At 64.8% G+C, this 18,438-nt stretch carries 13 protein-coding genes and 1 riboswitch; of the genes, 5 read left to right on the top strand and 8 right to left on the bottom strand.

The genetic code is table 11. The annotated features are described in order from the left end of the window. Positions 1-92: 92 nt before the first annotated feature. From gcvP to gcvT, 3 genes are read right to left on the bottom strand one after another with little or no spacing between them, the layout of a single operon-like run. Positions 93-2,960, bottom strand: coding sequence for an aminomethyl-transferring glycine dehydrogenase (gene gcvP, locus XI06_RS03900; RefSeq protein ID WP_237865675.1), 2,868 nt, complete (start codon positions 2,958-2,960; stop codon positions 93-95). 17 nt (positions 2,961-2,977) lie between these two features. Then, positions 2,978-3,346: a glycine cleavage system protein GcvH gene (gene gcvH / locus XI06_RS03905; protein ID WP_237865676.1), complete on the bottom strand. Its 369-nt coding sequence runs from the start codon at positions 3,344-3,346 to the stop codon at positions 2,978-2,980. 9 nt (positions 3,347-3,355) lie between these two features. Then, the gene (gcvT, locus tag XI06_RS03910) at positions 3,356-4,504 is read right to left on the bottom strand and encodes a glycine cleavage system aminomethyltransferase GcvT (RefSeq protein WP_237865793.1); all 1,149 of its coding nucleotides are present in this window, start codon (positions 4,502-4,504) and stop codon (positions 3,356-3,358) included. 146 nt (positions 4,505-4,650) lie between these two features. Then, a riboswitch (glycine riboswitch) is annotated at positions 4,651-4,741 on the bottom strand. Between the two features lie 234 nt (positions 4,742-4,975). Between gcvT and alaS the strand changes: the two genes are divergently transcribed. Together alaS and XI06_RS03920 are read left to right on the top strand one after the other, a co-directional pair. Beyond that, positions 4,976-7,654 carry an alanine--tRNA ligase gene (gene alaS / locus XI06_RS03915; RefSeq protein ID WP_237865677.1) on the top strand — a complete coding sequence of 893 codons (2,679 nt, stop codon included), beginning with the start codon at positions 4,976-4,978 and terminating at the stop codon, positions 7,652-7,654. A 5-nt stretch (positions 7,655-7,659) separates the two neighbouring features. Then, complete coding sequence (locus XI06_RS03920; protein ID WP_237865678.1) at positions 7,660-8,886, top strand: cyclic nucleotide-gated ion channel; 1,227 nt, start codon at positions 7,660-7,662, stop codon at positions 8,884-8,886. A 4-nt stretch (positions 8,887-8,890) separates the two neighbouring features. Here the strand turns inward: XI06_RS03920 and XI06_RS03925 are convergent, their stop codons facing one another. The 3 genes from XI06_RS03925 to XI06_RS03935 form a co-directional block, all read right to left on the bottom strand. After that, positions 8,891-9,391 carry a DUF3455 domain-containing protein gene (locus XI06_RS03925; protein ID WP_237865679.1) on the bottom strand — a complete coding sequence of 167 codons (501 nt, stop codon included), beginning with the start codon at positions 9,389-9,391 and terminating at the stop codon, positions 8,891-8,893. A 103-nt stretch (positions 9,392-9,494) separates the two neighbouring features. Further along, a complete protein-coding gene (locus XI06_RS03930) occupies positions 9,495-10,709 on the bottom strand; it encodes an NADP-dependent isocitrate dehydrogenase (protein ID WP_237865680.1) in 1,215 nt (404 codons plus the stop codon). Positions 10,710-10,913: 204 nt separating this feature from the next. Then, positions 10,914-12,641: an alpha/beta hydrolase family protein gene (locus XI06_RS03935; protein WP_237865681.1), complete on the bottom strand. Its 1,728-nt coding sequence runs from the start codon at positions 12,639-12,641 to the stop codon at positions 10,914-10,916. A gap of 300 nt (positions 12,642-12,941) precedes the next feature. Here XI06_RS03935 and XI06_RS03940 point away from each other — a divergent pair, with 300 nt between their 5' ends. Continuing rightward, positions 12,942-14,141, top strand: a complete 1,200-nt coding sequence (locus XI06_RS03940; protein ID WP_237865682.1) for a TrmJ/YjtD family RNA methyltransferase — start codon at positions 12,942-12,944, stop codon at positions 14,139-14,141. Positions 14,142-14,430: 289 nt separating this feature from the next. Then, entirely contained in the window at positions 14,431-16,173 is a 1,743-nt protein-coding gene (locus XI06_RS03945; protein ID WP_237865683.1) for a serine hydrolase, read from the top strand. A gap of 49 nt (positions 16,174-16,222) precedes the next feature. Here XI06_RS03945 and XI06_RS03950 read toward each other — a convergent pair whose 3' ends face one another. Then, positions 16,223-16,606, bottom strand: coding sequence for a nuclear transport factor 2 family protein (locus XI06_RS03950; protein WP_237865684.1), 384 nt, complete (start codon positions 16,604-16,606; stop codon positions 16,223-16,225). Between the two features lie 70 nt (positions 16,607-16,676). Continuing rightward, positions 16,677-17,429, bottom strand: a complete 753-nt coding sequence (locus XI06_RS03955) for an SDR family NAD(P)-dependent oxidoreductase (RefSeq protein WP_237865685.1) — start codon at positions 17,427-17,429, stop codon at positions 16,677-16,679. 114 nt (positions 17,430-17,543) lie between these two features. On the opposite strand from XI06_RS03955, the gene XI06_RS03960 reads away from it, so the two are divergent. Next, the gene (locus XI06_RS03960; protein ID WP_237865686.1) at positions 17,544-18,437 is read left to right on the top strand and encodes a LysR family transcriptional regulator; all 894 of its coding nucleotides are present in this window, start codon (positions 17,544-17,546) and stop codon (positions 18,435-18,437) included. Position 18,438 lies beyond the last annotated feature (1 nt).

An 18,438-nucleotide genomic window follows, 5' to 3' on the forward strand; every position in this document is an offset into this window, starting at 1 on the left:
GGCGCGCAAGCGCCGTGCCCACCATACTTCAACAATCTAGAGGTCGTGGGCACGCTCCGCTTTGCCGACCCTTGAGAGACCTACGCCGCATCTTACTCCGCAGCTTCCGCGTAATCGCTCACCGGCGGGCAGGAGCACACGAGGTTGCGGTCGCCATAGACGTTGTCGACGCGGCCGACGGGGCACCAATATTTGTCGGTGCGCGAGACGCCATCGGGGAAGCAGCCCTCGCTGCGGGCGTAGGCGCGCTTCCAATCGTCGTCTGCGATGTCGTGCACGGTGTGCGGGGCGTGACGCAGCGGCGATGCCTCGATCTTGAAGCGGCCGGCCTCGACCTCGGCGATTTCTTTCCGGATCGCGATCATGGCATCGCAGAAGCGATCCAACTCCGCCTTCGATTCCGACTCGGTTGGCTCGATCATCAGCGTGCCCGGCACCGGGAAGCTCATGGTGGGCGCATGGAAGCCGTAATCGATCAGGCGCTTTGCGATGTCGTCGACGGTGACGCCCGAGGTCGTCTTCAACGGACGGGGATCGACGATGCACTCATGCGCGACGCGGCCCTTCTCGTTCTTGTAAAGCACCGGGAAATGCGCATCGAGGCGCGCGGCGATGTAATTGGCATTGAGGATCGCGATCTCGGTGGCGCGCTTCAATCCTTCGCCGCCCATCATCAGGATGTAGATGTAGGAGATCGTGAGGATCGAGGCTGAGCCGAACGGCGCGGCTGAAACCGGACCCACGGGTGCGTCAGCCTGAGTTGCGGGATGACCGGGCAGGAACGGCGCCAGATGCGCCTTCACGCCGATCGGGCCCATGCCGGGGCCGCCGCCGCCATGCGGGATGCAGAAGGTCTTGTGCAGGTTGAGATGGCTGACATCGGCGCCGTAATCGCCAGGCCTGCTGAGGCCGACCTGTGCGTTGAGGTTGGCGCCGTCGAGATACACCTGGCCGCCATGGCCGTGGACGATGTCGCAGATCTCCTTGATATGCTCCTCGAACACACCATGGGTCGAGGGATAGGTGATCATCACAGCGGCAAGATCGTTCGAATGCTGTTCCGCCTTGGCACGGAGATCGTTGACGTCGACGTCGCCATTCTTCTCGCAGGCGACCACCACCACGTCCATGCCGACCATCGCGGCCGAGGCCGGGTTGGTGCCGTGGGCAGAGGAGGGGATCAGGCAGATCTTGCGGTGGCTCTCTCCACGCGCCGCGTGATAGGCGCGGATCGCGAGCAGGCCCGCATATTCGCCTTGCGCGCCCGAATTCGGCTGCAGCGAGATCGCGTCATAACCGGTGATGTCGCACAGCCATTTTTCCAGCCGCGCGAACAGCGCGTGATAGCCGGCGGCCTGCTCGCGCGGGGCGAACGGGTGAAGGTTGCCGAATTCCGGCCAGGTCAGCGACATCATCTCGGTGGTCGCGTTCAGCTTCATCGTGCAGGAGCCCAGCGGGATCATGGCGCGGTCGAGCGCGAGGTCGCGATCACTGAGCTTGCGCATGTAGCGCAGCATCTCGGTCTCCGAGCGATGCGCGTGGAACACCGGATGGGTGAGGAACGTCGTGGTGCGCTTCAGATCGTCCGGCAGCGCCTCGCGCGTGGTGGCATCTAACTCGGCGTAGGCAAGCGTGCCGCCGAAGGCGCGCCAGACGGCTTCGACCGTCGCCGGCGTCGTGGTCTCGTCGAGCGCGATGCGCAAGCTCGCGTCACCAACACCGAGATTGATCTTCTCGGCAGCTGCGCGCGCGACGATCTCAGTGCGCTTGGCGCCCGCATCGACGCTGAGCGTGTCGAAGAAGGTATCGCTATCAGGCGCAAAACCGAGCTTGCGCAAGCCCGCGGCAAGCACCGCGGTGCGGCGATGGACAGTACGCGCGATCTGCGTGAGGCCCTCGGGGCCGTGATAGGTCGCATACATCGCGGCGATCACGGCGAGCAGCACCTGCGCGGTGCAGATGTTGGAGGTCGCCTTCTCGCGGCGGATGTGCTGCTCGCGGGTCTGCAGCGCGAGGCGATAGGCGGGGGCACCGCGGGAATCCACGGAGAGGCCGACGATGCGGCCGGGCAGCGAGCGCTTCAGCGCATCGCGCACCGCCATATAGGCCGCGTGCGGTCCGCCATAACCCATCGGCACGCCAAAGCGCTGCGCCGAACCAACAGCGATGTCGGCACCGAGCTCGCCGGGCGAAGCAATCAGCGTCAGCGCCAGCAGATCGGCCGCAACGATCGCAAGCGCGCCCTTGGCCTTCAGCGCCGCGATCGCGGGCCGGAGGTCGCGCAAGGCGCCGGAAGTTCCAGGATATTGCAGCAGCGCACCGAGCACGTCCGCCTTGTCGAGATCGGTGAGCGGATCGCCGACGACCAGAGTCCAGCCGAGCGGCTCGGCGCGGGTGCGCATCACAGCCAACGTCTGCGGATGCACGTCCTTGTCGACGAAGAAGGCCTTTGCTTCGACCTTCGAATGCCGCTCGGCGAGCGCCATGGCTTCGGCCGCCGCGGTCGCCTCGTCAAGCAGCGAGGCGTTGGCGACGTCGAGCCCGGTGAGATCGCAGATCATGGTCTGGAAATTGAACAGCGCTTCCAGCCGGCCCTGGCTGATCTCGGGCTGGTAGGGCGTGTAGGCCGTGTACCAGGCCGGGTTCTCCAGGATATTGCGCTGGATCACCGCGGGCAAAATCGTGCCGGAATAGCCTTGGCCGATCAGCGAGGTGAAGACCTGGTTCTGCCGTGCGAGCTCGGCCATATGCGCGATCGCCTCGGTCTCGCTCAGCGGCTTGCCGAGATCGAGCGGGGCGGCCTGCCGGATCGAACTGGGGAGCGTTTCCGCCATCAGCGCGTCGACGCTTTTGGCGCCGACCGTCTCTAACATTGCGGTGACATCGCGCGCGGAGGGGCCGATGTGGCGGCGAGCGAAATTGGCGGCGGTCTCGCCGCTGGATTTACGGTGCGCGGTCATCGCTTGCTCCATCGTCTTTAAGCCGTATGTGCCTTGTAGGCGGCTTCATCCATAAGGCCGCCAAGCTCGCTCTTGTCGGCAATTTTCATCTTGAAGAACCAGGCTTTGCTTTGCGCGTCCGAGTTCACCAGTGCGGGCTCGGCGGCGAGCGCGTCGTTGGTTTCGAGCACTTCGCCCGAGATCGGTGCGTAGACGTCGGAGGCGGCCTTGACCGATTCCACGACGGCGGCGGCTTCCGCCTTCTTCAAGGTACGGCCGACCTTGGGCAATTCGACGAACACGACGTCGCCGAGCTGCGACTGCGCGTAATCGGTTATGCCGACGGTGGCGACATCGCCGTCGATCGCGAGCCATTCATGGTCGGAGGTGTACAGCGTCGTGGTCATTTTCGATCCTCAGCGTTTGTAGGTGTTTTTCACGAAGGGCATGGCGGCGACGGTGAGCGGCAGACGTTGCCCGCGCACCTCGGCGAAGAGTTTTGTGCCGAATGCGCTTAAGGCAGTGGGCACGTAGCCCATCGCAACAGGCGCATTCAGGCTGGGGCCGAAGCCGCCTGAAGTGACCTTTCCGATTGCCTCGCCGCCTTCGCTATCTGCAAACAGCAATGCGCCCTCGCGCACCGGCGCGCGGCCCTCGGCACGCAGGCCGACGCGGCGGCGGGACGCGCCGTGATCGAAATGCGCGAGGATCTTTTCAGCCCCGGGACATCCGCCGGCGCGGGCGCCGCCGGTGCGGCGGCTCTTCTGCACCGACCATTCCAGCGCGGCTTCGACCGGCGTGGTCTCGGTGTCGATATCGTGGCCGTAGAGGCAGAGCCCGGCCTCGAGCCGCAGGCTGTCGCGGGCGCCAAGGCCGACCGGCATCACATCCGGATTTTCGAGCAGCATCTTCGCCAGACGTTCGGCGTCGGCCGCCGGGACAGAAATCTCAAAACCGTCCTCGCCGGTGTAGCCCGAGCGCGAGACCAAGCACTTGATGCCGGCGACCTCATGCGCGCCCGCATCCATGAACTTCATGGTGGGCGCCGCTGCACATAATTTCGCCAGCGCCGACTCCGCCTTTGGGCCCTGCAGCGCAATCAGCGCCCGATCGGCAAGCGAATCGATGATGCAGGTGTCCGACAGATTCGCGCGCAGATGCGCCTCGTCCTCGGCCTTGCAGGCGGCGTTGACGACCAGGAACAGGTGGTCGCCGAAATTGGCGACCATGAGATCGTCGAGGATGCCGCCGGCTTCATTGGTGAACTGGGCGTAGCGCTGGCGGCCCGGTGCGATCGCCACGATGTCCTGCGGCACCAACCGCTCCAGCGCGCGGGCGGCATCCTCGACCTTGCCGGACTTCGGCAGGACGCGGATCTGGCCCATATGGGAGACGTCGAACAGGCCGGCGGAGGTGCGGGTATGGAGGTGCTCTTTCAGCACGCCGGCGGGGTACTGCACGGGCATGTCATAGCCCGCGAACGGCACCATCTTGCCGCCAAGAGACACATGCAGGTCGTAAAGGGGGGTACGTTCCAGGGAGTCTTTGTCATCACGCACGGACATCACAGGGGCCCTCGGCGGTTCCCCGGGGATGATTCCCCGAGACAAACCAGTCGAAGCCCCATCTGTCGCTGTGCCTGAGAGTATTATCCCGTCGGCGGACACTATCCGGGTCTTAAGCCCGTCAGCGCCTCTTTCCAGATGTCGTCAAAGCCACGCGGTCCTTTTGCCTGAGAGTTTCCGGGGCGGTTGCTCCTTCGGCGCCGGCTAGCTGATGCCGGTCTCTCCCGACGTGGCCGTACGATACAGATGGGTACAGACCACAGGCCAGCCAAGCCTGTCAACGCAGGGATTGCGGCTTTCAACGGGATTGCTGGGGGATGACGCGACTGCGGCAACCCTCTGATCTGCTTGCACAGTTTCTGGACAGCGAAGCTGGCCTTGTCTAAAAGCGCTTTGGCCCGCAGATATCAGCCCAAATCGACAGGTTTGGATGGCAAATTGGCGGGTCCAAGCACACCCGATTGGATGAACATGAGCGGCGTCAACGAGATCAGGTCGACCTTTCTGAACTTCTTTGCCGAGAACGGCCACGAGATCGTGTCGTCCTCGCCATTGGTGCCGCGCAACGATCCGACGTTGATGTTCACCAATGCCGGCATGGTGCAGTTCAAGAACGTCTTCACCGGCGTCGAGAAGCGGCCTTACCAGCGCGCGACCACCTCGCAGAAATGCGTGCGCGCCGGCGGCAAGCACAACGATCTCGACAATGTCGGCTACACCGCGCGCCATCTCACCTTCTTCGAGATGCTCGGCAACTTCTCGTTCGGCGACTATTTCAAGGAGCGCGCGATCGAGCTCGCCTGGAAGCTCATCACCAAGGATTTCGGGCTGAAGAAGGACAAGCTGCTCGTCACTGTCTACCACACCGACGACGAGGCGCACGGGCTCTGGAAGAAGATCGCCGGCTTCTCCGACGACCGCATCATCCGCATCCCGACCTCGGACAATTTCTGGGCGATGGGCGACACCGGTCCGTGCGGTCCGTGCTCGGAAATCTTCATCGATCGCGGCGACCACATCTGGGGTGGCCCTCCCGGCTCTCCGGAAGAAGACGGTGACCGCTTCCTCGAATTCTGGAATCTCGTGTTCATGCAATATGAGCAGGTGACGAAGGAGGAGCGCGTGGATCTGCCGCGTCCTTCGATCGACACCGGCATGGGCCTCGAGCGCATGGCTTGCATCATGCAGGGCGTCGACAGCGTGTTCGAGACCGACTTGTTTCGTCATTTGATCGATGCGACGTCGTCGGCGCTCGGCGCCGGGCCGAACGAGCAAACGGTTGCCTCGTTCCGCGTCATCGCCGATCATCTGCGCTCCTCGGCCTTCCTCGTCTCTGACGGCGTGCTGCCTTCGAACGAAGGCCGCGGCTATGTGCTGCGCCGGATCATGCGCCGCGCGATGCGCCATGCGCAGCTGCTCGGCGCCAAGGAGCCGCTGATGCATCGCCTGGTCTGGGCGCTGGTCCGCGAGATGGGCCAGGCCTATCCCGATTTGATGCGCGCGGAAAACCTGATCGAGGAAACGCTGCGGCTGGAAGAGACCCGCTTCCGCAAGACGCTTTCGCGCGGCCTCGCCATCCTCGACGAGAAGAGCGCGTCCTTGAAGAAAGGCGACATGTTCGATGGCGACGTCGCCTTCACGCTGTACGATACCTACGGCTTCCCGCTTGACCTGACCCAGGACGCGCTGAAGTCGCGCGGCATCGGCGTGGATCAAGCGTCGTTCACGGATGCGATGGAGCGTCAGAAGGCCAAGGCGCGCGAGTCCTGGAAGGGATCGGGCGAAGCGGCGAGCGAGGCGATCTGGTTCCCGCTGCGCGAGAAGCTCGGTGCGACCGAATTCCTGGGCTATGAGACCGAGAGCGCCGAAGGCGTGGTCTCGGCCTTGGTAAAGGACGGCGCTGAAGTCGCCAGCCTGAAGGCCGGCGATACCGGCGCGCTGCTGCTGAACCAGACGCCGTTCTACGCGGAATCCGGCGGCCAGGTCGGCGACACCGGCGTGCTCACGGGTGAGGGAGGCATCAAGTTCCGCGTCACCGACACGCAGAAAAAGCTCGGCGATTTCTTCGTGCATGTCGGCACCGTCGAGAGCGGCGAGCTGAAGGTCGGCACGGCGCTGCAGCTCGAGGTGGACCATTCGCGGCGCTCGTCGATCCGTGCGCATCACTCGGCGACGCATCTCATTCACGAGGCGCTGCGCCAGGTGCTCGGCGATCACATTGCCCAGCGCGGCTCGATGGTCGCGCCGGATCGCCTGCGCTTCGACTTCGTGCATCCGAAACCGATCACGGCGGAGGAGCTTGCCCGCGTCGAGGACATCGCCAACGACGTGGTGCTGGAGAACGACGAGGTCACCACCCGCGTGATGGGTGTCGATGAAGCACGTGAGGCTGGGGCGCGCGCCCTGTTCGGCGAGAAGTACGGCGACGAGGTTCGTGTCGTCTCGATGGGCAAGACCGCGCGCGAGCGCGGCGCCAATGCGCTCGGCTGGTCGGTCGAGCTCTGCGGCGGGACGCATGTGCGGCGCACCGGCGATATCGGCCTGATCACGCTGACCGGCGAGAGCGCGGTGGCCTCCGGCGTCCGCCGTATCGAGGCGCTGACCGGCAATTTCGCGCGCCGGCATGCCAACGAGACCATGGCGCTGGCGAAGACCGCGGCGAACGAGCTGCGCACCTCGCTCGACGACGTCCCGGCGCGCATCACCGCGCTGATGGAGGAGCGCAAGAAGCTCGAGCGCGAGCTCTCCGACGCCCGCAAGAAGCTGGCGATGGGCGGCGGCGCGTCCGCCGGTGGCGGCGCAGCTGCTGGCGTGCGCGAGGTCGGCGGCGTCAAGCTGATGGCGCGTGCGGTCGAGGGCATCGAGATGAAGGATCTCAAGAGCCTCGCGGACGAGGCTAAGAAGCAGATCGGCTCCGGCGTGGTCGCCATCATCGGCGTCACCGAGGACGGCAAGGCGGGCGTCGTGGTCGGCGTCACCGCGGACCTGACCGCGCGCTTCAACGCCGTGAACCTCGTGCGCGTCGCATCCGAAGCGCTCGGCGGCAAGGGCGGCGGCGGCCGGCCCGACATGGCGCAGGCCGGCGGCCCCGATGGCGCCAAGGCGTCCGAGGCGCTGGCGGCGATCGAGAAAGCGATGGGGGCTGCGTAATCGCCATGCGCCTCGTTCCGCGAGGACGTGGGCTTCGCGATCCGAACTTAAGGGATCGCCTCTACGAATTGCTGGAGCACGATCCGCTGGCCTATTCGGCCGGATCGCGCTTCATCCAGATCATCATCGGCGTCATCGTGCTGAACGTGACCGCGATGGTTCTGGCCTCGGTGCCGGATCTCGACGCGCAATTCGGGACGCTGTTCTCGGCGATCACGATCCTGTCCGTGATCGTGTTCGCGCTGGAATATGCGGCACGGCTGTGGACGGTGGCGGGCCACACGCCGCGCAAGGGCTCGGCGCTCGCCGACCGGCTCGGCTACGCCTTCTCGGCGCTCGGCATCATCGACCTCATGGCATTCCTGCCGGCTGCGATCGTGCTGACCACGGGGCGCCACGCGACGCTCGCAGCCCTCGGCGTGCTGCCGTTCTTCAAGCTGATCCGCTACTCGCCGGCGATGCGCTCGCTGCTGGCGGCTGTGCATGCCGAGCGGCGGGCGCTGATCGGCTGCGTCGTCATCCTGATCGGCGTGGTGCTGACCTTCGCCTCGCTGCTCTACGCCATCGAGCGCGACGTGCAGCCGGACAAGCTCGGCACCATCCCGCAGGCGATGTGGTGGGCGATCGTGACGCTCGGCACCGTCGGCTATGGAGACGTCGTGCCGGTGACGGCGCTCGGAAAATTTGTCTCGGTGTTCGCGATCATCTCAGGTTTTGCCATGATCGCGCTGCCGGTCGCCATCATCTCGACCGCGTTTGCCGAAGAGGTGAAGCGGCGCGACTTCGTCGTGACCTGGGGCATGCTGGCCCGGGTGCCGCTGTTCTCGCATCTGGCGGCCGCGGAGATCGCCGACATCATGCGGCTCTTGCGCGCACGCACCGTCGAGCAGGGCGAGATTTTGGTGCGGCGAGGGGATCCCGCCTCGTCGATGTATTTCATCACCGCAGGCGAGGTCGAGATCGCGCTGCCGAGCCAGCATGTGCTGCTCACCGACGGCACCTTCTTCGGCGAGATCGCGCTGCTACACAAGACAAAACGCAGCGGCACGGTGACGGCGACGCGCAAGACGCGCCTCTTGGTGCTCGACGCGCAGGATTTTCACGCCCTGATCGCGCGCATGCCCATGCTTGCCGCCCATGTCCACCAGACAGCGAAAGCGCGGCTGGAAGAGACCGGCGATCTCGCCGCAGCCGAGCTCGCGCAGGCCGAGCGCGACGGCGGCGACCGCTGAGCGATCAGCCCTTTTTCAGGAAGACGTATTCAGCCGAGTAGGGCGCGCTTCTGAACTCGCCGGCCTTGTCGCAGGCCCCGTCTAGCTTGCCGCCATGGGTGTTGATGCGCTGGACGGTGGTCACAGGCGTCAACACGCCGCTGCCGCGGCGGGAGGCAACCTCGAGCTTCAGCAAGGGGATATCGGCAGCCGTTGCGCCCGGTGCGTTGCCGATGGCCTTGCCGACCACGGCGCTGCCGTCGGCATGCTCCCAGTTCGGCCCGGCATAGTGACGGCCGATGGTCTTGCCCTCGGAGAGCAGCGTCGCGATCGGCTCGCGGAAGGCCCAGGCGAGCTTGCCGTCGGCACCGGCCTTGCACTCGTAGACCTGCGCGCCCTCGGCGTGGACGCTGAGGACCGTGGTCTCGCCCGATGCGGCGATGGCGTCGGGAAGCTCCGCAGCCCCTGCTGGTCCAATCATGGCCGCAAGTGACAACAGGCAGGGGACGGCAAACTTGACGAACATAGTCTATCTCCGCAAAGGGCTCTCAAAAAACGAATGGGCCGCGCCTGCGCGCGGCCCATCATGATGTTTAACCCCGACCGGGCGAAAATAATGCGCGGGCGAATTACGCCGCGAGCGCCTTCACGAGATTGTCAGCGACCTTGTCGAGGAAGCCTGTGGTCGAGAGCCAGCGCTGGTCGGCACCGACCAGGAGCGCGAGGTCCTTGGTCATGTAGCCCTCTTCGACGGTGTCGACGCAGACCTTCTCCAGCGTGCTTGCGAACTTCGCTAGCTCGGCATTGTTGTCGAGCTTGGCGCGGTGCGACAGGCCACGGGTCCAGGCGAAGATCGACGCGATCGAGTTGGTCGAGGTCTCCTTGCCCTTCTGGTGCTCGCGGTAGTGACGGGTCACGGTGCCGTGGGCGGCTTCCGCTTCGACGGTCTTGCCGTCCGGGGTGAGTAGCACCGAGGTCATCAGGCCGAGCGAGCCGTAGCCCTGCGCGACCGTATCGGACTGCACGTCGCCGTCGTAGTTCTTACAGGCCCAGACATAGCCGCCGGACCATTTCAGCGCCGAGGCGACCATGTCGTCGATCAGGCGGTGCTCGTAGGTCAGGCCCTTTGCCTCGAATTCCTTCTTGAACTCGCGGTCGTAGATGTCCTGGAAGATGTCCTTGAAGCGGCCGTCATAGACCTTCAGAATCGTGTTCTTGGTCGACAGATAGACCGGGTAGTTGCGCAGCAGGCCGTAGTTCAGTGAAGCGCGGGCGAAGTCGATGATGGAGTCGTCGAGATTGTACATCTCCATGGCCACGCCGGCGCCCGGAGCCTTGAACACTTCCTTCTCGATCACGGTGCCGTCCTCGCCGACGAACTTCATCGACAGGGTGCCCTTGCCGGGGAACTTGAAGTCGGTCGCGCGGTACTGGTCACCATAGGCGTGGCGGCCGATGATGATCGGCTTGGTCCAGCCGGGAACCAGGCGCGGCACATTCTTGCAGATGATCGGCTCGCGGAAGATCACGCCGCCGAGGATGTTGCGGATGGTGCCGTTCGGCGACTTCCACATCTGCTTGAGGTTGAACTCCTTCACCCGGGCTTCATCAGGGGTGATGGTGGCGCACTTGACGCCGACGCCGACCTTCTTGATCGCCTCGGCGGCGTCGATGGTCACCTGATCGTTGGTGTGGTCGCGGTACTCCATGCCCAGGTCGAAATACTGCAGCTCGACATCCAGGAACGGGTTGATCAGCTTGTCCTTGATGTACTGCCAGATGATCCGGGTCATCTCGTCGCCATCGAGTTCGACGACGGGATTGGATACCTTGATTTTTGCCATGATCGGAGAAGCCTTCTTGGGAACTGGTGGTGGAAATCTCCCGCGCTATAGCACCGCCCGGGGGCGGGCGGAAGCGGAGCGGTTATGCACTTTCAGCCCATCTTTTCGCCGAGATCAGTCATTCCGGCGAGGCCGGAATGACTGATGCAGCACCTTGTTTGGGCACCCATCCCGCACGCGATCCGGGGCCCTTCCGGAGCGCCTCTAAAAGGCGGCCTGGGTGGCCGTGCCTGCTACGATGTACCAGGTCACGAACAGGCCCGAGATCAGGGCGCCCGGCAGGCTCGATCCGGTCCGTCGCCAGGTGAAGGTCGCGATCACGGCGACGATGGCGAGCAGCGGCACGAACTGGATGGCGACGATGGTCGAGAGCGGCACGAAGCCGGGGTCGGGCAGCGGGTTGAACAGCTTCCCGGTCAGCCAGAGCGTGCCGTATTGCAGGGCCAGCAGCACGATGAAGCCGAACGTGAGCGCCAGGATATTGGTCAGATAAAGCGCGAGCCGCGGCGCCTCCATGGTCGAGAAATTCCGGTGCAGCACGTGCAGTGCCACGACGAAAAATGCCGTGAACGGAGCGAGGTAAATCAGGAAGATCAGAACCTGCTTCGGGTTCATCAGCTTCAGCGCGATGATCCAGAAGCGGAAGTCGATCTTGAAGGCGAGGTCGGTGAGCCACAGCGCGGCATAACCAACCGCGACCGAGACGACAGCGATCACGAGCGACTGGCCGAGCAGCCCGGCCCGGCTCTTGCGCTTCGGGGCGAAGCCCATCAGCGCCAGTGTGATCAGGCCGTTGATGATGGCCCAGACCAGGATCTGGTTGGTGATGCCCTGCGGCAGGAATGCTGACGGCGTCACGAAGGTACCGCCGAGCGCAAAGGCCGGGTAATAGGTCAGCGCCGGGATGAAGGCGGACAGGATGAACGCCGTGGTCCAGCGCCGGCCCGCGGCGGCCTGATGGGGCGGCATGCTGCCGTCGGGGACGGCGGGCAGGCGCAGGCGGGAGAACATCGGCGCCTCCAGCAGGCCGTCGAAGGTGCCGATCAACAGCACGACGAAACCGACGAGCGCGATCAACGTGCCGAACTCCTTGCGGAACCAGATCTGGTCGTCGGCCGGCCGGGGCGTGCCGCCTTGCAACGTCTTGGCGAACCAGTCGAGGCTGTAGCCGATCGCTTCATGCGAAATGTGCTCGGCCGGGTGCGTGATAGCAGGCGTGTACAACACCCGGGCGGTGCCGGCCGCCGGATCGCCATAGACCTTGCCTGGCTCGACCGGCCCCTGCGTGCCGAACATCGCCCACAGCTTCGGGCTCTTGGTGACATCGCGGGCAAGGTCGACGCCCCACATCAAAGTGGAGAATTCCTCGTACTGGGCGAACACGAGCGCCACATTGCGCGGCCAGCTCGTGGTGCCGTCCGCAGCGAAAGGTTTGCCGGTCGAGGAGCCTTCCAGCACCATCGACTTGTAATCATCAGGCATCGCGGCTGCCGCGGCCAGGACCGTCCAGCCACCCATGGAGTGGCCCTCGAGGCCAATATTCGCCTTGTCGACCATGTCGAGGCTTCGGAGATAGGCGAGGCCGTCGGGGCCGCCAAAACCGTTGGCGAAGGCGGGTGGGTCGCTATAGCCATGGCCGGTCTGGTCCAGCGCCAGCACGACATAGCCGCGACGGGCGAATTCGATGGCGAAGCCGTCCTGGGTCTCGCGCGAATTGATGTAGCCGTGGACGGCGAGGATGCCGGGTGCCGGGGTCTTCGCGGTGGCATTCGCGGGGATGTAGAGCAGCGCACTCATGGTGTTGCCCTTGGCGCCCTTGAACCTGACATCCTGGATCCGGACGCCGCCGGCGGTTTGCGTCAGATGGGCGATGAGGCCGCCCACCACGATCAGGACCAGTCCCAGAAGCGCCAATTTCCATCGGCTCAGCATCGCCATCCCCCCACTCAATTGTTGCTTCAGCTCAGGCCTTTCGGCTTCGCTTTGGTTGTGGTTGATAGCCATATCCGAAAGCAAAGCGCGCGCAAGCCGGGCGGCGAAATCGTCCCCAATTGAGGTGCGATTGCGGTTTCGCAAACGCCGCTAACCCTGTTATCTCGGCTTAAGAAATTGCGCCGCACGGAAGGCGGCACGACTGCGTGGATGAGGGCTTGGATCAGCGTCTTCGGACTGGAGTTCAACCTCCTTCGGAAGCTGAACGAGACGAACGCTGAACCAGAAAGTGAACTGAGAATGTCCGGCACCGACAAGACCAAGGCAGGGCTCGCCCTCGACGGCCCGATCGTGATCCTGGTCGAGCCGCAGCTCGGGGAAAACATCGGCATGGCCGCGCGCGCCATGGGCAATTTTGCCTTGAGCGCTTTGCGCATCGTCAATCCGCGCGACGGCTGGCCGAACATCGCCGCGCAGCGGGCCGCCGCCGGGGCCGACCACATTCTGGACAAGGTCGAACTCTTCGACACGGTCGAGCAGGCGGTCGCCGATCTCGACCTGTTGTTCGCCACCACCGCGCGCCCGCATGACCAGGCCAAGCCGGTGGTGGGGCCGGAAGCCGCAGCCAGCGAGATCGCCGGGCATGTGGCGACCGGCGGCAAGGCCGGCATCCTATTCGGGCGCGAGCGCTGGGGACTGACCAATGAGGAGGTCGGACTCTCCAACCGCATCATCACCTTCCCGGTCAATCCGGGCTTTGCCTCACTCAACCTCGCCCAGGCCGTGCTGCTGGTCGGCTACGAATGGTTCAAGCAGGCGACGGCGGGCGAGCTGCCGCACGCCATGCCTGAACGTTCCGAGCGCGCCTCGCAGCACCAGATGCAGGCCTTCTTCGACAACCTCATCCGCGAGCTCGACCGCGTCGAATTTTTGCGCCCGGCCGAGAAGCGCGACACCATGCTGGTCAACCTGCGCAACATTTTCAGCCGGATGGAGCCGACCAAGCAGGACATGCACACCCTCCATGGAGTCGTCATGGCGATCGCGGAGGGACGCAAGGGCCCGGCAAAGGGCGGCGTGCTCGACGGCGAGCAAGCCACGCGCCTGCGTGCGCTGCTGGCCGAGCATGGGCAGGCCGGCGGCACGCCCGACAGCGGCTCGACCGTGCGCGGCCTCGCGCGCCTGCTCCGCCGCAACCCGACAGATGCCGAACGCCTGCTCTGGCAGGCGCTCACGCGCGACCGCCGCTTCGCCGGTGGGTTCAAGCGCCAGACCCCGGTGGGGCGGCACATCCCGGACTTCGTCTCGTTCCCGCATCGGATCGCGATCGAGCTGGTCAACCCGGGCGAGGGCGAGACCATCGCTGCCGACCGCGCGTCAAGGCGGGCATGGCTGGAGGCGCGCGATTATCGCGTGCTGGAGATCCGGGCCGCGGATGTGGAGCGGGATCTGGAGGCGGAGTTGGTGCGGCTGCAGGGGATGGTGGAGCAGAGCGCGTAGGTCTCGTCACGCACAGGTCTCGTAGGGTGAGCAAAGCGAAACGTCCCACCATTGCCCCGCGCGAAGCCGAGATAGAAGTCGTGGGCACGCTTGCGCTTTGCCCACCCGAGACCTCGCTTGTAGCGAGGGTTACGATCCGCGCCGCCGTAGCTCGAAGCGCAAAGGCGGAAGCGGTGACCCATGTCGCTTCGCCCTCGGCTTGCAATCGGTGGATTGTCAATGCTACGATTTGTAACATTGCGGGTCGTCATCCAGCGGTTGTGGCGGCGAACGGAAGAAAGAGCGTGCCATGTCCAGCCGATCTGCCCGAAGCGACACGACCATCACAGCCCTCATCCCCGAGCTCGACGCGCTGGCTGCGGAGGTGATGGCGGAGTGGCAGGTGCCGGCCACGACGCTCGCCGTCGTGCAAAACGGCGAGACGGTCTTGCTCAGGGCGTGGGGCCAGCGCGACGTCGAGACCGGGCTGCCCGCGACGCCAGAGACGCAATTCCTGATCTGCTCGATCACCAAAACGTTCACCGCCACGGCGTTGGCGCTGCTGGTGGACGAGGGACGGCTCGACTGGACCAAACCTGTCCGCGACAGCATTCCCGAATTCCGCCTGCATGACGCGATCGCGACCGATCGAGTCACCGTGCGCGACCTGCTCAGCCATCACTCCGGCCTGCCTCGCCACGACTGGATATGGATTCCAGCCGATCTCTCGCGCGGCGAGATGATGAGCGCGCTGCGTCACCTCGAGCCGGCCCGGGACATCCGCACCGAGTTTCAATACAACAATCTCGCCTACAACGTCGCCGGCCTTGTCGTCGAGCGCATCAGCGGTCAGAGCTATGAGGATTTCGTCCGCACCCGGCTGACCGATAAACTGCGAATGTCGGTCGGCTTTTCAGCAGAGGAGTACGCCGCTGCCGCTGACGCCGCCGTTCCCTATCTGGTGGAACGCGGCGACGTGCGCTCGCGCAGCAAGTTCTTCCCCATCACCACGACGGGCGCCGGCGCCATCGTCACCTCGGTTGCCGCCCTCGCCAACTGGATGAAATTCCTGTTGGCCGAGGGCGAATTTGCCGGCGAACGCCTGCTGTCGTCTACGCTGATCCGGGAGATGCAATCGCCGCGCGTCTTCTCAGGCGCTGCGGAGTGGCAGGAGTTCGGCCATTCGCACTACGGGCTGGGCTTCAACAACACCGCCTACCGCGGCGAGCGCGTGGTCGGACACTCCGGCGGCTGGCTCGGCTGGAGCACGCTGATGCGCCTCATCCCGGCGCGAAACACCGGCATCGCCGTCTTCACCAACACCGGCGGCAATCCGGTGCACAGCATCCTGATCAACCGCATTCACGATCATCTCGCCGGCAACGAACCGGTGTCGTGGCTGGACCGCCTGCGCGACATGCGCCGCAAAGCGCTGGCGCAGCAGAAAAGCGACGATGCGGCGAAGCCGACGGCGCGCAAGCTGAATACGAATCCCAGCCATGATCTCGCGGATTTTTGCGGCGCCTATGAGCACCCGGCCTATGGCCGGGTTGTCATCACACAAGACGGCGACAGCCTGCATTGGGCCTGGCGCCGCACGAAGGCGAAGCTCGCACACCGGCACTACGATTCGTTCCAGTTGCCTTACGTGTTGGGAGACCTCAATCCGGACGATCTCGTGATCACCTTTGCGACCGACCGCGACGGCAGCATTGCGAGTCTCTCGGCCCAGCTCGAGGTGCTGGTGCCGGACATCGTCTTCACGCGCGCCGCCGCGGGCGAATGCATTGACCCCGCGTTCCGGTCGGCCTGCGTCGGCGAATATATTCGCGGCGACCAGACCCACGTCGTCACAGAGGATGCCGAGGGCGAGCTTACGCTGAAAATTCCGTTCGTGCCGCTCTACCGTTTGCGGCCTTATCAGGGCGCGACGTTCAGCATCGTCCAGCTCGACGGCTACCGCACCGAATTCCGCCGCGGCCCGTCCGGCGCGATCGAGGAACTCGTTTATCATCAGCCGAACGGCACCTTCATTGCGAAGCGCAAACTGTAGGGTGATTGGTCAGCTAGCCGAAGGCGCAATCCACCCCGCGTATGCGCCGTCACTTCCCTGGCGGATCGAGGAACACATATAGCGCAGCGATCCTGTCGTTCTCCACGATGATGACGTCCCAGCCGGTGTAATCAGGGGCTTCGCCGCGCGGACCTGATGACCAGGCCAGCCGTCCGGCGTTGTGAAGCGCCTGCGGCTCGCCAATCGGCGTGTAGACGAAGTGGGGATGCGTGGCCCGCAGATCGCCGGCGAACTTGTCGATCGCGTCGCGGCCGACAATGACACCTGGCGGGACATACAGGGCGGCGTTCTCGGTCCAGAGTTCGTCGATTGCGGCACGGCGGCGCTTCGCGTCGCCCTCGCCGAAAACCTCCTGAAGGTTGCGGTGAAGCAGCTCGTGGATGCGATCGGTCGATGTGTTGGTTCGGGTCATTGGTTGTCTCCAAACTGCATTGGTCTTGTAGGGTGGGCAAAGCGATAGCGTGCCCACCCAACGAACTGCGTCAGATCTGAACGAGACCGCCATCGACGAAGAGCTCGATGCCGTTGACGAAGCTTGCATCATCGGAGGCGAGGAACAGCACGGCCTTGGCGATCTCCTCGGGCTGGCCGACCCGACCGGCCGGGATGAGCGCGGCGAGTTGGGTCTTGGTGCCCTCCGCTTGCTCACCGCCGCCGAACAGATGATTCAGTCCGTGCGTCTCGGTGACGCCGGGGCTGACTGCGTTGACGCGGATGTGCCGGTCCTTCAGATCGAGGATCCAGTTGCGTGCGAAGTTGCGCACGGCGGCCTTTGTCGCGGAATAGACGCTGAAGGCCGGCGTGCCGGAGACGCTGGTGGTCGACGCGTTCAACACGATGGACGCGCCGTCGCGGAGCAGGGGCAGCGCCTTCTGCACCGTGAACAGTACGCCCTTCACGTTGGTGTCGAACGTGCGCTGGTAGTGCTCCTCGGTAATCGCGCCGAGCGGCGCGAACTCGCCGCCGCCGGCATTGGCGAAGATCACGTCGATCTGCTGGTGCTTCTTCTGAACGGCGTCGTAGAGCCGGTCGATGTCGGCGAGATTGGCCATGTCGCCCTGCACGCCGGTGACTCGACCGCCGATCGATTTCATCGCCGCCTCGAGCGCATCCTTGCGACGGCCGGTGATGAACACCGAGGCACCCTCGGCTGCGAAGGCCTTGGCGGTGGCGAGGCCGATACCGCTGGTGCCGCCGGTTACCACCACGACCTTGTTGTTGAACCTATCCGTCATCGTCCGTCTCCGTTGGAAGCTGCGGCGAAAGTGCCGTTGCCCGACGTAGATGTATTCAGAACGATGATGCGAGTAGTCGCCTGATATGGTACTTAGCGTTCCATGAGAAGAACGATGAAGGCCGATTTGAACGACTTCGCCTATTTTGCCGAGGTGGTGGGCCATGGCGGGTTCGCGGCTGCGGGGCGGGCCTTGCGGGAGCCCAAGTCAAAGCTCAGCCGGCGGATTGCCGGGCTGGAGGAGCGCCTGGGCTTGCGCCTGATCGAGCGATCGAGCCGGCGTTTCCGCGTGACCGAGGTGGGGCAAGCCTTTTACGAGCGCTGCCGCGCGATCCTTGCTGAAGCCGAGCAGGCCGAGGCGCTGGTGACGCAGGCGCAGGCCGAACCTCACGGCCGCGTTCGTTTCAGCTGCCCGACCGGCATGGTTGCGGAGATCTCCGCGCTGATCTCGAGCTTCCTGATCCGCTATCCCAAGGTGCGTCTGCAACTCGTCGCCATCGACCGGCCTATCGACCTGATCGAGGAGCGGATCGATGTGGCCTTGCGCGTGCGGTCCGAGCTCACGGGCGATGCAGCGCTCACGATGCGGTCGCTCGGCACGTCCAGGCGCATCCTTGTCGCGAGCCCCCAGCTGGCGAGCCGGTTGCGCACGCTGGATGATCTGGCCGTGCTTCCGACACTGGCAACGTCAGATGACGACACGTTGGTCGAATGGCATCTGCAGACCGACGATGGGCAGGCCCGCATTCACAAGCACGAACCGCGCATGGGCTGCGGCGACTTTGGCGCGGTGCGCGATGCAGCGGTTGCGGGCCTCGGTGTCGCGCTACTGCCCGATCATCTCTGCCGGGACGCGCTGGAGCAAGGCAGGCTCGTTCATGTGGTGTCGGAATGGCGCGGTCATCGCGGCATGGTGCATCTCGTGTTCACCACTCGACGCGGCCTGCCTCGCGCCGTTCGCGCGCTGATCGATCATCTCGCGGCGGGATTTTCCAAGACGTTGGTGTAGC

The organism is Bradyrhizobium sp. CCBAU 11434 (genome assembly GCF_028128895.1).
Classification (GTDB): Bacteria; Pseudomonadota; Alphaproteobacteria; order Rhizobiales; family Xanthobacteraceae; genus Bradyrhizobium; species Bradyrhizobium zhengyangense.